At 48.3% G+C, this 13,681-nt stretch carries 14 protein-coding genes; 1 reads left to right on the forward strand and 13 read right to left on the reverse strand.

All coding sequences use genetic code 11. From position 1 onward, the window contains the following. Window positions 1-75: 75 nt before the first annotated feature. The 13 genes from FEK47_RS23605 to flgB all read right to left on the reverse strand — a co-directional run bounded on the left by FEK47_RS23605 (window position 76) and on the right by flgB (window position 12,648). On the reverse strand, window positions 76-813 hold the full coding sequence (locus FEK47_RS23605) for an RNA polymerase sigma factor FliA (RefSeq protein ID WP_135487831.1): 738 nt from the start codon (window positions 811-813) through the stop codon (window positions 76-78). A 175-nt stretch (window positions 814-988) separates the two neighbouring features. Further along, complete coding sequence (locus tag FEK47_RS23610; protein ID WP_135487830.1) at window positions 989-2,641, reverse strand: methyl-accepting chemotaxis protein; 1,653 nt, start codon at window positions 2,639-2,641, stop codon at window positions 989-991. Window positions 2,642-2,738: 97 nt separating this feature from the next. After that, complete coding sequence (gene flgL / locus FEK47_RS23615) at window positions 2,739-3,674, reverse strand: flagellar hook-associated protein FlgL (protein ID WP_135487829.1); 936 nt, start codon at window positions 3,672-3,674, stop codon at window positions 2,739-2,741. 36 nt (window positions 3,675-3,710) lie between these two features. Continuing rightward, window positions 3,711-5,345: a flagellar hook-associated protein FlgK gene (gene flgK, locus FEK47_RS23620; RefSeq protein WP_135487828.1), complete on the reverse strand. Its 1,635-nt coding sequence runs from the start codon at window positions 5,343-5,345 to the stop codon at window positions 3,711-3,713. 98 nt (window positions 5,346-5,443) lie between these two features. After that, window positions 5,444-6,394, reverse strand: coding sequence for a flagellar assembly peptidoglycan hydrolase FlgJ (gene flgJ / locus FEK47_RS23625; protein WP_167854666.1), 951 nt, complete (start codon window positions 6,392-6,394; stop codon window positions 5,444-5,446). Continuing rightward, window positions 6,394-7,455, reverse strand: coding sequence for a flagellar basal body P-ring protein FlgI (locus FEK47_RS23630; RefSeq protein ID WP_276320030.1), 1,062 nt, complete (start codon window positions 7,453-7,455; stop codon window positions 6,394-6,396). Before FEK47_RS23630 ends, flgJ begins: the two co-directional genes overlap by 1 nt. Window positions 7,456-7,523: 68 nt before the next feature. Beyond that, window positions 7,524-8,177, reverse strand: coding sequence for a flagellar basal body L-ring protein FlgH (locus tag FEK47_RS23635; protein ID WP_240727895.1), 654 nt, complete (start codon window positions 8,175-8,177; stop codon window positions 7,524-7,526). A 115-nt stretch (window positions 8,178-8,292) separates the two neighbouring features. Next, window positions 8,293-9,075, reverse strand: a complete 783-nt coding sequence (gene flgG / locus FEK47_RS23640) for a flagellar basal-body rod protein FlgG (protein WP_135487826.1) — start codon at window positions 9,073-9,075, stop codon at window positions 8,293-8,295. 23 nt (window positions 9,076-9,098) lie between these two features. Next, window positions 9,099-9,836, reverse strand: coding sequence for a flagellar basal body rod protein FlgF (locus FEK47_RS23645; RefSeq protein WP_135487825.1), 738 nt, complete (start codon window positions 9,834-9,836; stop codon window positions 9,099-9,101). Between the two features lie 11 nt (window positions 9,837-9,847). Beyond that, window positions 9,848-11,053 (reverse strand): flagellar hook protein FlgE, encoded by a 1,206-nt coding sequence (gene flgE / locus FEK47_RS23650; protein ID WP_135487824.1) that lies wholly within the window; start codon window positions 11,051-11,053, stop codon window positions 9,848-9,850. Between the two features lie 44 nt (window positions 11,054-11,097). Then, the gene (locus FEK47_RS23655) at window positions 11,098-11,811 is read right to left on the reverse strand and encodes a flagellar hook capping FlgD N-terminal domain-containing protein (protein WP_135487823.1); all 714 of its coding nucleotides are present in this window, start codon (window positions 11,809-11,811) and stop codon (window positions 11,098-11,100) included. Between the two features lie 10 nt (window positions 11,812-11,821). Continuing rightward, the gene (flgC, locus tag FEK47_RS23660; RefSeq protein ID WP_130209545.1) at window positions 11,822-12,226 is read right to left on the reverse strand and encodes a flagellar basal body rod protein FlgC; all 405 of its coding nucleotides are present in this window, start codon (window positions 12,224-12,226) and stop codon (window positions 11,822-11,824) included. A gap of 8 nt (window positions 12,227-12,234) precedes the next feature. After that, entirely contained in the window at window positions 12,235-12,648 is a 414-nt protein-coding gene (gene flgB, locus FEK47_RS23665; protein WP_135487842.1) for a flagellar basal body rod protein FlgB, read from the reverse strand. A gap of 277 nt (window positions 12,649-12,925) precedes the next feature. On the opposite strand from flgB, the gene flgA reads away from it, so the two are divergent. Continuing rightward, window positions 12,926-13,624, forward strand: a complete 699-nt coding sequence (flgA, locus tag FEK47_RS23670; RefSeq protein ID WP_135487822.1) for a flagellar basal body P-ring formation chaperone FlgA — start codon at window positions 12,926-12,928, stop codon at window positions 13,622-13,624. The last annotated feature ends 57 nt before the right edge of the window (window positions 13,625-13,681 follow it).

Consider the following 13,681-nt stretch of genomic DNA (forward strand, 5'->3'; position numbering starts at 1 on the left):
TCTGTACAGGAGGTACGACAATCACATATTAGATAATAATATCTGTAACTGAATGACCAACCTCAGGACATCGAGTTATTGCAGATTAATATCTGCATGCATTTCAAGCCTTGCTCTTAATCTTTTGATTGTCTGACTGTGTAATTGGCTGATGCGTGTTTCTGTCACAGATAACAAGAGGCCAATCTCTTTCATATTAAGATCCTGCTGATAATACAGGTTTAATAGAAACTGCTCACGCTCGGGTAACAGCTGAATTTCTTCGCTAATTTTCTGCATAAGATCTTTGCGCAGAATATCATTCAGAGGATTTTCCTCGTCCGTTTGAAATTCGGAAAGTTCAAATCCTTCACCCCCATCTTCCATCAACTCATCAAGCGAACAAATCAGGCTTGAGTTTGTTTCCTGTAAAACGGTCTGGTAATCCTGCAGCGACATTTCCAGTTCCGCCGCGATTTCCTGTTCTGTCGCAGCATTCCCGGTTCGCTGCTCCACACGGGCAATCGCGGCGCTAACTTCACGCGATTTTCGCCGTATGCGGCGCGGCGCCCAGTCATTCTCACGCAGTTCATCAATGAATGCCCAGCGAACACGCTGCGCCAGAAAAACTTTCAGTTTCACCCCCATACTGGGATCAAACTGATCGACGGCGTTCATTACAGCTATTGCACCGGCCTGCATCAGGTCATCCAGTTCAACACCCGCAGGGAGTCGGGCTTGCAATTTAAGTGCTTCATGGCGTACCAATCCGCCAAATTGCGCCCATAAATCTCCCTTATTATATGTTACTGCCAGATTATATAACCCCTTCACTTTATCATATTCCGCATTATTACAATGAAGGTTTATTATTCGACATTATCAGGAAATCATATAGCCTGATAAAAGCGATTAAAGTGAAACATATCAAGACTTCAATAATCAAAGGTAAATTCATTTTTTATACACCTAATAATTATCCTGATATGTATCTTGCTATTATTTTAATTTAGAACGATTCCCACTCATCATCTGACTGAATTGGTGTTTTTTTCGATACATCAGGTAATAAATGTTTTCTGGCCTGTTTTTTGACATTCCAGGAACGTTTATCTTTTTCTTCTTCGACAACGAAAGAAGAAACCATATTATCCAGTTCACCGGCATTCGTTTCGACATCACTGGTAGTTTTAGCAGCCTGCTCTACCATCGCCGCATTTTGTTGCGTAACCAGATCCATTTCATTGATTGCCTGCGCAATCTGGCTTATGCCGATACTTTGCTCATCAGAGGCTGAGGTAATTTCTGCCATGATATCGGTAACCTGAATAACAGATTTGACGATCTCTTTCATCGATTCCCCGGCGACAACCATTTCCTGAGAACCGGTATTCATGTTGGCGACACAAGTATTGATCAGCAAACGAATCTCTTTTGCTGCATCTGCGCTACGTTTAGCCAGGTTGCGAACTTCACCGGCAACAACGGCAAATCCGCGCCCCTGTTCACCTGCACGCGCCGCTTCTACTGCCGCGTTCAACGCCAGAATATTGGTCTGATTAGCAATGCTGTCGATAACGCCGTTAATGTCAGCAATTTGACGGGAACTGTCTGATATTTCACGCATAATACCGTCAAGATTGTTCATCACATCACCGCCATTACGTGCGCTAATGCTGGCGCTTTCCGCGAGTTGTCTGGCGCTGTGCGCGTTATCGGCGTTCTGACGAACGGTGATTTTTAGCTCTTCCATACTGGCAGCAGTTTGCTGGAGTGCAGAAGCCTGCTCTTCTGTACGTGATGACAAGTCATTGTTGCTATTAGCAATTTCATGGGCATTGTGGTAAATCTGCTTCACGCCGGCACGGATGCCATTAACGGTTTCCGTCAACGATAATCGCATTTTTTCCACTTCAGCCAGCATAAAGCCGATTTCATTCAGATTGCCAATTTTTGTTTCATGACTCAGGTCGCCGCTGGCGATTTTTCTGAATGCTTCTTTTGCCATATCAAGGCGCTGGAAAAGGTTACGTTTCAACCAGATACGTGACACAAAAAAGATAATAAGACCCAGCAGCAGTGTAATCACTGAGATGGTGGTTATTCTTTGCGTTTCTCTGTCTGACTCGACATTAAATTTGTTGGTAACACGAGCGGCTTCGTCCAGATAAGCGTCAATGCTGGTACGTAGCGCATGTTGCACATCCATATCGTCAGCAACGATATTACCTGGATAATCTTCCGGATGAGTGATGAACCCCATTTTATTGGTTTCTCTGTCCAGAGCATCATCAAAGCTTTTCTTGACCGCCAGCGCACGGTTATGTTCTTCCTCGGTGGTGAACGGCTTATCCATAAACTGGCTGATTAACTTACGTGACTTACTTAACACATCACGATAAGTATCTATTTCATCCTGCGTAATTTCTTGTTTCGTAATATTGTGCATCATCAGCGAATTAATTCCGCTGAAACTATCAAGAGTATAGATAGCCGCCATCATCAGGGATTCATTTTTATCCAGAGATAAGATAGCCCTGTCAAAATTCCTTGATGCGTTATTTGAGTTCACATAACTCAAACCGGATATCAGCACGAGAAATAAGATGAATACACCCAGCAGGATATTCATCCAGGTCGAAATATTAAAATGTTTTAACATGATTTCTTAGCCAAAGTAAAAAATATCCCTACTGGTAAATAATTACCCGTAATAACAGCTATATTTACCCTTCCCCGATCAGGTCAGGGTTAAATATTTACCCAAGCGTTTTGAAGATAGAAAGTTGCTGCATTGCCTGAAAAACGCTCATAGATGAATTTAAAGCAAACTCAGACATTTTCGATTCAGATAATACGCTGATCATGGTGTCCCAGTCAGAACCGGTTGATTCCTGAAGTCGGCTCTGTACGGTAATCGCCTGCGTATCAGCACTGCTTCCCAGCGTCTCCAGTTGTTGCAGGCTTGAACCTACACGCGCCTGAACTTTTCCTAGGTTATCAATTGCTTTATGTACATCAGTATTGGTTTGCCCAATGGTTGCTTCAAACGCTTTTCGTTCAGCGTCGGTCGGGTTTTCCGGCAGATTATTTAACGCATCAATGCTTTTCTGTAAGGATTGCAGGATATTATCCCCCGTTCCCGCATCAGTCGGGAAAAGCGCATCACCTGTCGTACCAACCTGCATTTCCGTACTGTCGGACACATTCTGCGTCATTGCCGTCGTACCGCCAACGTAGCTACCATCGGCTTTAAACGGCGCAGCACCTGTTTTATAGCCCGCAAAAATGCACTGTCCATCACTGTTTTTGCTGTTCGCCAGATCGAGCAAACGGCTGCGGATCCCGGATAACTCTGTTGCCAGTGCTTCGCGATCCGCTTTGCTGTACGTTTCAGATCCCGCCTGAACAATTTTGCCGGAAAGGTCTTCGGTCAGTAAGCCGGATATAGACGTCAGCGTGTTATCTTCTTGTCCGAGGGCATCCTGAGCATATTTTCTTGCGGTATCAAACTCGCCCAGACGTGAAAGCGCATTTTGATACATTACCGCCTGCGATGCCTGCCCCGGATCGTCAGACGGCTTCAATAGTGTCTGACCGGCAGAAAGGCGCACGGAGAGATCGTTATAATTGGTCATGGCTTTAGACATACTGTCTAACTGACGCTGATACATAAAACTGGTGCTAAGGCGCATAGCGATTATCTCAAATAGAATATTGTCAGTGACGTATTATTTAAGGCTTAACAACGTGTCAAAAAGACTGTTAGCTGTTTTAAGCACTTCGGCATTGGCCTGATAATATTGAGAAAACATCTGTAAGTTGACGTATTCCTCATTCATATCCACCCCTGAAACCGCTTGCTGTTGCATTGCCCACTGGTCACAGGCTTTTCCGGCGGTATCCTGTTCAGCCTGAAGGGTGCTGACCGTCGAGCCCACAGAGCTAACCAGGTTGGCATAAGCGCCTGTCAGGGTCATATCACCGACAATGTTTTCATCCTTAAGGGCTATCAGGTTCTTAATATTTTCGTTGTTGTTCACGTCTGTCGTATCAGCCGAACTGGAGGCAGCAATTCCATCGCCATCGGTAATCGCCACTTTAATGCTATCTGCCGCGCCGGAAGCAGGATTCAGCGTAAAACTGTCACCATCATTAGGTGTTCCTGTCGGCGTCACGGTGATGCCGTCAAATGAGAGTGACCCACCAGTAACGGTTGGCGTAATGGCTTTACCCTCGCTGTTTTTCACTTCCCAGACATTAGATGTGCCATTCCAGGTGATGGTATAATCTTCGGCATTAACCGCTGAGGGAGTATCTATTTTCACCCCCAGGGAAGCGCTGCCGCTATTGGAGTTATAGCCTGTTGCCTGCGGAGCATCGAGACTGAAAATATCGCCACCGGCCTGACCGTTACTATCAAAGCCCCCGTGGTTAACCTCATTAAATTTCGACGCCATTTTCAGCGCTAACTGATTAAGCTGATTACGGGCATCGACCAGATCGGTATTACGGAACTTAAACAAACCGCCGAGATTACCTGTCGTGGCATCTTCATCCAGCAACTGGGGATTACCGGTGGCATCAATGTAAGCAACTTGCATCTGCGACGAATTTTTATCTGACGGAGTGGCTTTTAAATTGTAAGACTTGCTGCCATTGACCAGTGACATGCCGTTTTGCATTGAGACATTCACACTGCCCGTTTCTTTATTTTCCGTGACTTTAATGCCGATCTGCGTACTCAGTTTATTTAACAGTTGATCGCGTTTATCGAGCAGATCGGAAGGCATTGAGCCCGTCTGACCATGAATTTTTTCGATCTCCGCATTCAGTTTTGCTAACTGAGTGGTACAGGAGTTGATATCCTCAACGCTTTGACTGATTTGCGTATTGGTATTTTTATCAAGGCCATTCAGGGTCTTGCTGTCGGTACGAAACTGATTCGCCAGCGCTTCAAATTGCGACAATACGCCCTGACGTGCGGCTGGATCTGTCGGGTTTTTACTGACCCCTTCCATTGCCGTAAACATATTGCCAAGTGTCGTGGAGATGTTATTGGTATCATCCCCTAACATGTCATCAATCTGGCTGACCTGCTGGTAGCGGCCCTGCATGGTGGTAAATTCTGTTGTTGCGCCACGTACCTGATTATTCAGGAATCCGTCATACATGCGCTGAACGTCATCCACGGCGACACCATAACCAAAAAAACCATAATTAGTAGACTGGCCGCCCGCTTCTCCAAGCAGAATGTTTTGACGGCTATACCCTGCCGTTACGGCATTCGTCAGGTTGTTTCCGACGACGTTAAGGGCACACTGCGCCGCGCTTAATCCATTCTGAGCCAGATATAATAAATTCATAAGGTACCCGCCATGTCGACGCTGATTGAAATCTTTAGGTTATAAAAACTCTGCTTTACTAATAAATCGGCCTGAGTGAAATTCCCTAAAGGCTGTATTTAAAATATTGATGAAAGGTCCGTGTTATAGGCATTCACAGCATGCTCAGCCCGACCTTTAACTTGTTGAATAATGCTGATTAATTTATGTGCGTATGTAGGATCGGTAGCATAACCGGCTGACTGAAGCGCTTTTGCCGCCGCTTCTGGTTTTACGGCATTGCAGACATGTCGGTAACGCGGATTATTAACCAGTAATGACGCGTAATCCTCCAGCGCCGCTGTATAAGAGGGATAAACCTTAAATCGCGCTTTGGTCTTATTCGCCACCCCATGTTTATATTCGGTGGTGGTTATTTCCGTCGTTTCACCGTGCCAGTCAGATGCGGCTTTTATGCCAAACAGGTTATGGCTGGGTTTGCCGCTTTGTGTTGGGATTTCACGATTTCCCCAGCCTGATTCAAGCGCGGCCTGCGCAATAATAAGCTGATGCGGGATCCCACTTTTGCGGGCAACGGCCAGAGCAGGTTGCAACAGGCGTGAAATAAAACCGCCCCCTTCCCGTAACGCCGTTTCGGGTAACTCCCGAACAGAACGAGGCACTAATTGCGATAGCGAGAAAGGATGCGCCGGTGAATGAGGCAGCGCCGCATTAAAATGCGACGTGGACGGGACATACGGCTGAGAAGTGGCGGTATGCGGATGAACACCACCGCCCATCTGGGCGACCATCTGATCCGCAAAGCCAAGTTTCCCCGTTTGCGCGATGTTCTGCGAAATTTGCTGATCGAACATCGAAGTAAACATCGAGGACTGTTGTGAATCCATCGCCCCGCTTCCCAACGAGGCATCGCGCATACTTTTCAGCATCATCTGTACAAACAACCCTTCGAGTTGTTGTGCCGCGACTCTCAGACCGTTTGCCGAATTACTTTTTACGTCCCGCTTAAGCCCGTCAAGGCTATGTTCATCAAATGCGGCACCATTAGATATCATTGACAGGCTGTTCATTAATTGATCTCCAGGCGTGCGTGCAGGCAACCGGCGTCATTCATCGCTTGCAGGATCGCCATCAAATCATTCGGCGTCGCACCGAGACTGTTCAGCGCCCGTACTACATGACTTAAATCGGCACTGGTGCTGACGCGTTGCAAAGAACCGCCCTGTTCACGAACAGAGACTTGAGTTTGCGGCACAACTACCGTCTGTCCGCCAGCCAATGGGGTGTCCGGTTGGCTCACCTGACTGGAGTGGGCGATATCCACGCTCAGATCACCCTGGGCAACAGCACAGGTATCAAGCGTGACATGGCGGTTTATGACCACCGACCCGGTACGCGAGTTAATAATGACGCGAGCATCTCCGGAACCAGCATTCAGTGACAAATCCATCACCGCAGCCAGAAAACGGACTCTGGCAGCCTCGCCATTTGGCGCATACAGTTTTACTGTCCGCGCATCTTCAGCCACAGCTGCGGAATAGAAACGGCGATTAATGGTGTCGCTAATCTTCTGGGCAACAGAGAAATCACTCGCGTTAAGCAGCAGTTTTAACGGGCGCTGGCTGGCGTAATCCATCGGTACTTCACGTTCAACGGTTGCGCCGTCGGTAATACGTGCGCCGTTGAGCTGATTCACCTGTACGCTGCTTCCCCGGCTTTGTGCTCCGGCGCCGGAAACCAGCAAATTGCCCTGCGCCAGCGCATAGATCTGATTATCCGCGCCTTTCAGCGGCGTCATCAGCAATGTGCCGCCACGCAAACTTTTGGCGTTACCCATAGACGAGACGACCACATCAAATTTTTCACCCGCACGGGCAAAAGGCGGCAGTTCTGCCGTTACCATTACTGCAGCAACGTTTTTCAACTGCATACTCGACCCAGGCGGGACGGTGATCCCCAGCTGCGAAAGCATGTTGTTCAGCGTCTGCGTCGTAAACGGTGTTTGCATGGTCTGGTCGCCTGTACCATCCAGACCGACGACCAGACCGTACCCCATCAGAGAGTTACCACGCACACCTGACAACGAAGCCAAATCGCGGATACGTTCTGCCCTGACCGACAGGGAAAGCATAATTAACAATAACAGGCCGGTAAGACGGGTAAATTTATGCCAAAAATAACGATTCATCACCGACACCTTTAGAACGGAGAAAGATTCAGGAACAGACGCTGTAACCAGCCCATTTGTTCGGCTTCGTTGATATAACCGTTACCAACATATTCGATACGCGCATCGGCAACCTGCGTGGAAACCACTGTATTGCTACCACTGATTGTCCGTGGGTTAACCACACCGGTGAAACGGATAAACTCAGTCCCCTGGTTTATCGCTATTTGCTTTTCCCCGACCACGCGCAGGTTGCCGTTAGCGAGGACATCGCTGACCGTGACGGTGAGCGTACCGCTGAAAGTATTTCGAGCAGCCGCACCGCCTTTACCCGAGAATTCATTTTTGCCGCTGATCTCCGTATTAGCCCGATCGCCACCGAACAATCCTTCGATAAAGTGCGGGATTGTCTTGAACGAAAGCCCTGTCGAACCGCCATGAGAAGCATTGGCAGACGAACTTTTGCTGGCGCTGACATTTTCCTGCAACACGATGGTCAATGTGTCACCCACATTTCTTGGGCGACGATCTTCAAACATCGGCTGAAAGCCATAGTTCATCGTGCCGCCTGGCTGAAAAATCGCGCCATTATTAGCAGGCTGATACGGGATCTGCGGCGTCACAGATGTTGCACCTTCGACCAACGGTTTATGAGGGATATACGCGCATCCTGAAAGAAGCGCCATCAGGGCAACATGCGTTAACAGACACCGCAGTAAGCGGCCAGAATCTATCGGATAGGTCATAACGATCACATAATAAAAAAAAGCCGCGAAACCACCTGCGGCTCAAAGGCACAAATCAAAGCTGCGTTAAACGCTGCAGCATCTGGTCCGAAGTAGAGACAGCTTTGCTGTTAATCTCATAGGCACGCTGAGTCTGAATCATGTTGACCAGTTCCTCGGCCACGTTGACGTTAGACGTTTCCACGTAGCCCTGTCGCAGCGTACCTGCACCATTCTGACCAGGCGTTGTTTCATTCGGTGCACCGGAAGATTGCGTCTCCCGGTACAGGTTTTCACCAATGCTTTCCAGACCGGTATCATTGATAAAAGTACTCAGGGTAAGCTGCCCAACCTGTTGCGGCTGCGCCTGCCCGGCAATGGTGACGCTGACGATACCGTCGTTGCCGATGGTGATAGATTTCGCATCCTGCGGCACGTTTATCGCCGGCTGAACCGGATAACCGCTGGCTGTCACCAGTTGACCGTTCTGATCAAGCTGGAATGAACCATCGCGGGTATACGCCGTGGTGCCATCCGGCATCATAACTTGCAGGAATCCATCCCCTTCAACGGCCACATCTTTCGAGTTGTTGGTCTGGGCCAGGCTGCCCTGGCTATGAATTCGCTCAGTGGCCACCGGTCTTACCCCTGTTCCTAACTGTAAACCGGAAGGAATAGTGGTTTGTTCAGATGACTGAGCGCCAGGTTGTCGTAGTGTCTGGTACAACAGATCTTCAAATACAGCTCGCTGACGTTTAAAACCATTGGTACTTACGTTAGCCAAGTTGTTAGATATAACATCCATATTGGTCTGTTGTGCTTCCAGGCCCGTTTTTGCAATCCACAGGGAACGGATCATGCGTTATTACTCCTTACCAGTGATTAGCTGGCGCTCAATAACTGATTAGCGTTACGTTCATTGTCATCAACGGTTGTGATGACCTTCATGTTCATTTCAAAGCTGCGTGCGGTGGTGATCATGTTCACCATTGAATTGACGGGGCTGACATTGCTGCCTTCCAGCATTCCCGGCATAAGCTGCAGACTCGTATCCGCCGCCAGCGAACTGGCATCACGGGTATGGAATACACCGTCATCGCCATGCTGTAGTTCGCCTGGTAGCGCATTGACAATCTTGATGCGCCCTGTTTGCGCTACGGCTGACGGTTCTTCACCGGCACCCAACGCAGAAATGGTGCCGTCTGGCGCGATAGTTAACTTTGCCTGGGTAGGTACGGTCAGCGGACCGCCATCGCCCATCAGTGGCAGACCTCGGACTTGCAGTTGCCCGTCCGCCGTCATCTGAATATTGCCGTTTTTGGTGTAACCTTCGGTGCCATCGGGCAGTTGTACTGCCAGCCATCCTTCTTTCGGCAGCGCCACATCCAGCGTGCGGTCTGTTTTTTCGACTGTTCCCGAGGAGTAGTCACTACCAGGAGTCGATTCGGTCACCAGCGTGCGGGTCGCCATTGACGGGCCGTCTACCGGAACGGCACGATAAGCGGCAATCTGTGCGCGAAACCCCGGCGTCGAGGCATTAGCCAGGTTATCAGACACCACGGTCTGGCGATCGAGGGCCGCCGTTGCGGCCCCCATAGCGGTATATATCGCGTGATCCATGTTTTAAGCCATTAACCCAGGTTAACCAGCGTTTGCAGGACTTCAGACTGTGTTTTGATGGTCTGAGAGTTGGACTGATAGTTGCGTTGATAGACGATCATGTTGACCATCTCTTTACTCAAATCCACGTTTGAAGCTTCCAGTACGTTACCGCGCAGCGTGCCGAGGTTGCCGGTATCGGAGATCCCAACGACAGGCTGACCGGATTCCGGGCTCGCAGACCAGCAGTTATTTCCTTCGGCCTGTAACCCACCAGGGTTGGTGAAATTCGCCAGAACAACCTGGCCCAGTAACTGCTGCTGCCCGTTGCTGTAAGAAGCAACAATCTGGCCGTTATCGCCAACAACATAGCCGGTCATCGTACCCGGCGCATACCCAGTAGTTTCCGGGCTATCCATCGAGTTCTCGGAGGCTTGTTGCGACAGTTTGGATAAATCGAGATTGAAGCTAAGTTCTGTGGCACCGTGGTATGAAGCACCCGCGACGGGCAGTAGTTTAGCGCTGCCCGCTTTGAGCTTTCCGTCAGGTTCAAATTCTATAGCCAATTTATGCTCTTTATTGTCCGGAGCAGTAGAGTCGACAGAGTAGACTGACCATGTGTTATCTGCCGTTTTGACAAAATAAACATTAATGGCATGCTCATTACCCAGGCTGTCATAAGCATTCACCTGAGTGGAATAGTTATAGGAATCGCCTTTGGCAGGATCAAAAGGAGTTACCTTAACAATATCATTACCAGAATCCAGGTTACCGCTCAGGCTACCTGCATCTGATGCTTTTGCCTGCATCGCGCCCGTTGGGATCTGCAGAGCTCCAACCGGTGAACCGGCCTGGATAGTTGGCGGTGTGCCAATGGCCATATAACCGCTCAGACGCATCCCCTGGCTGTTCACGATATAGCCATTGGCATCGGTCTTAAACTGACCGTTACGGCTATAAAATATTTTTCCCGCTTCGGTTTCCATACGGAAGAAGCCATTGCCCTGAATACCCATATCCAGCGGGCTGGCGCCAGCGCCAAGAACACCATCGCTGAAATTCTGATCAACGCCAGCGACCTGAACGCCCATACCGATTTGCGAACCTGCAAACACATCGGCAAATGAAATAGAGCCGGACTTAAACCCGACAGTTTGCGAGTTGGCAATATTGTTGCCGACGACGTCCAGCGCCTGTGATGCGGCGTTTAACCCGCTAAGACCTTGTGAAAAACTCATTTTATTTCCCGAAAAACAACGTAGTAAAAGTTGTGTGAAATTGATTATTCAATGAGGTAGACATTGGCCAGCGTGGCCGTCTCATCATTACCTAACTGCAGAACAGCCCCTGTCTGGGTGAAAGAAACACTGTCTACTTTTGATTTTTTCAGCGACACGATGTCAGGAGTACTGCCGTCCGGGTTGGTCGCGGAATACGAAACGGTAAAATTCGTATCGCTTACTGTGCGCGGATCGGAAGGCTCGAAATCACTGAGATCGTCCAGGGTATATTCATGCACGCCGGCTTTAACATCTTTCAATTTTCCGGTGTAAGCATTTCCTGCATCATCAGTCAGCGTGACAGTGACGTCGCTTGCATCCTGATTGACCGAGAGCGCAAACTGATTATTGCCACCCTGTGCGGTAGAAACAGTGGTATCACCTTCTACCAATACCTGGCGCCCTACCCATTCGGCAGCATTCATCTGCTGCATACTGGTAACCAGCATTCCGACGCTATTCACTGTGCCGTTCAACTGCTGCACACCCGCCGCCGTATTAAACTGCGCCAGCTGAGTCGTAAGCTGGTTGTTATCCATCGGATTGGTGGGGTCCTGATTCTGCATTTGCGCAACCAGCAACTGCATAAAGTTATTCATAATATCTTCGGCGCTGCTGCCATTGGTGGCGGAGGCCGCGCTATTACTGGTTGCTGCTTCACTGGCTTTATTTGCTGCGGCAGAACTGCGTTGTGTCATGACGGGTAAAACCGACATTACTATTTCCTTACTGACCCAAAGTCAGTGTTTTGAGCATCATGGTTTTGGCGGTGTTCATTACGTCGACATTGGCCTGATAACTGCGGGAAGCTGAGATGGTATTAACCATTTCGCCCACCACATCGACATTCGGCATATGGAGATAGCCTTTGTTATCTGACTGAGGGTTGTCAGGGTCATAGACCAGACGATCCGGCGCATCGCTTTCCACCACATCACTGACTTTCACTCCGCCGATCTCCTGATCCGCAGCATGATCAACGCTAAAAATGACCTGTTTGGCTTTATACGGTTTACCGTCCGGCCCCGCGATACTGTCGGCATTGGCCATATTACTGGCGCTGACGTTCAGACGCTGAGACTGAGCAGCCATCGCTGAACCGGAAATATCAAAAATACTTAGAAGTGACATAATTTTATTTATCCCTGACTAACAACAGTCATCATGTTTTTAATCTGTGATGTCAGAAACGTTAAACTGGACTGATATTTCACTGAGTTATCTGCAAAATTAACACGCTCGCGATCCATATCTACGGTATTACCATCAGCGCTGGGTTGATCGGGTATACGATAAAGAGGTCGCGGATCACTCATTAAATGCGTACTGTCAGCAATATGTCTTTCAGAGGTGACCGTCAGACTCATATTATTGTCAGCCGCCTGACTGCGGTTAACGGCGTCCTTTAACTGTTGCGAAAAATCGATATCCCGTGCGAGATATCCTGGTGTATCAGCATTCGCGATATTAGAAGCAAGGATGCCCTGGCGTTGCGTCAGCAGACTCAACGCATGCTGCTGAAACCGGAATTCACTGTCGAGTTTATCCAGCATGAGATAAAACCTTTCTTGTTTATTAACAATATTGCGGTGCATTTTATGGTGAGAGGTCGAAAAAACCATAACGCAAATATGCGACAGCAATGACGTCAATTAACCAGATTGTTCCTCAAAATCGCATACAAAAAACACTTTGATATATTTTGAAATATCTATCCGGCAAACAAGCGCTTTTATGCCATCACATTAGCGAGTAAAAATTTTGTTTATCAGGATATATTATTGTGCATTTCTTAAGTCGAAAGCTTTTCTGACGAAAGGTCGATAACAAATGTTATTTAAACGTTTACCCTTGGTTTTATTACTTTTCCTGATCGTTTATCTTAATCTGACAATTCTGGCTCATGCCTCACAGTCAACCAATCAGTCGCTGCCGTCACGTATCGCATTGCTGCTGGCCCCCTATAGTCAGGGAATGCCACAATTACAGGTTACGATCCTGACGCCTGCCACTCAGCTGGCATCATTGTGTGAGAATCCGGCATTGCGTTTGCCTGGCCATGCAACAAAACTAAGCGGTAATCACAGCGTTATTGCCTCTTGTGGAACACATCTGAAATTTATCCAGGTTTCTGTAAGCGCCACCGCGACATACTGGCTGGCAGCACATGAACTCACGCCAGGGCAAACGGTAAGTCAGAATGATATCCAGTCACAGCGAGGGAATATTGACCATCTTCCAGCCGATCTCATCCTCGACCCACAGAAGATTATTGGTGCGACACCAACCCGATGGATACAACCAAATCATCCTCTGACTTTCAGCGAACTACGCCAGCAATGGGTGATCCACACAGGTGAAAAAGTTGATGTTATGACCAAAGGCGATGATTATGAGATTCATACCATCGGAAAAGCATTAGACAATGCAACCCTCAGAGAGTCATTTCGTGTACAAATGCACTCCGGGCAAACCCTGCTGGCGACAGCCGTAGGTAACGGTAAGGCATTTATCAGCCAGAACGACTGACTTCAGTTATTTCCCTGTACGCCGATATCCATAGTAACCATTCATTATTATTTCGAA

The sequence above is a fragment of the Escherichia sp. E3659 genome, assembly GCF_005781135.1.
In the GTDB taxonomy this organism is placed as follows: domain Bacteria; phylum Pseudomonadota; class Gammaproteobacteria; order Enterobacterales; family Enterobacteriaceae; genus Escherichia.

What these genes read in the sequence shown, in the direction of transcription:
- FEK47_RS23610 (WP_135487830.1), bottom strand. Translation starts at nt 2,641, where the DNA reads ATGTTAAAACATTTTAATATTTCGACCTGGATGAATATCCTGCTGGGT.
- flgL (WP_135487829.1), bottom strand. Translation starts at nt 3,674, where the DNA reads ATGCGCCTTAGCACCAGTTTTATGTATCAGCGTCAGTTAGACAGTATG.
- flgK (WP_135487828.1), bottom strand. Translation starts at nt 5,345, where the DNA reads ATGAATTTATTATATCTGGCTCAGAATGGATTAAGCGCGGCGCAGTGT.
- flgJ (WP_167854666.1), bottom strand. Translation starts at nt 6,394, where the DNA reads ATGAACAGCCTGTCAATGATATCTAATGGTGCCGCATTTGATGAACAT.
- FEK47_RS23630 (WP_276320030.1), bottom strand. Translation starts at nt 7,455, where the DNA reads ATGCTTTCCCTGTCGGTCAGGGCAGAACGTATCCGCGATTTGGCTTCG.
- FEK47_RS23635 (WP_240727895.1), bottom strand. Translation starts at nt 8,177, where the DNA reads ATGGCGCTTCTTTCAGGATGCGCGTATATCCCTCATAAACCGTTGGTC.
- flgG (WP_135487826.1), bottom strand. Translation starts at nt 9,075, where the DNA reads ATGATCCGTTCCCTGTGGATTGCAAAAACGGGCCTGGAAGCACAACAG.
- FEK47_RS23645 (WP_135487825.1), bottom strand. Translation starts at nt 9,836, where the DNA reads ATGGATCACGCGATATATACCGCTATGGGGGCCGCAACGGCGGCCCTC.
- flgE (WP_135487824.1), bottom strand. Translation starts at nt 11,053, where the DNA reads ATGAGTTTTTCACAAGGTCTTAGCGGGTTAAACGCCGCATCACAGGCG.
- FEK47_RS23655 (WP_135487823.1), bottom strand. Translation starts at nt 11,811, where the DNA reads ATGTCGGTTTTACCCGTCATGACACAACGCAGTTCTGCCGCAGCAAAT.
- flgC (WP_130209545.1), bottom strand. Translation starts at nt 12,226, where the DNA reads ATGTCACTTCTAAGTATTTTTGATATTTCCGGTTCAGCGATGGCTGCT.
- flgB (WP_135487842.1), bottom strand. Translation starts at nt 12,648, where the DNA reads ATGCTGGATAAACTCGACAGTGAATTCCGGTTTCAGCAGCATGCGTTG.
- flgA (WP_135487822.1), top strand. Translation starts at nt 12,926, where the DNA reads ATGTTATTTAAACGTTTACCCTTGGTTTTATTACTTTTCCTGATCGTT.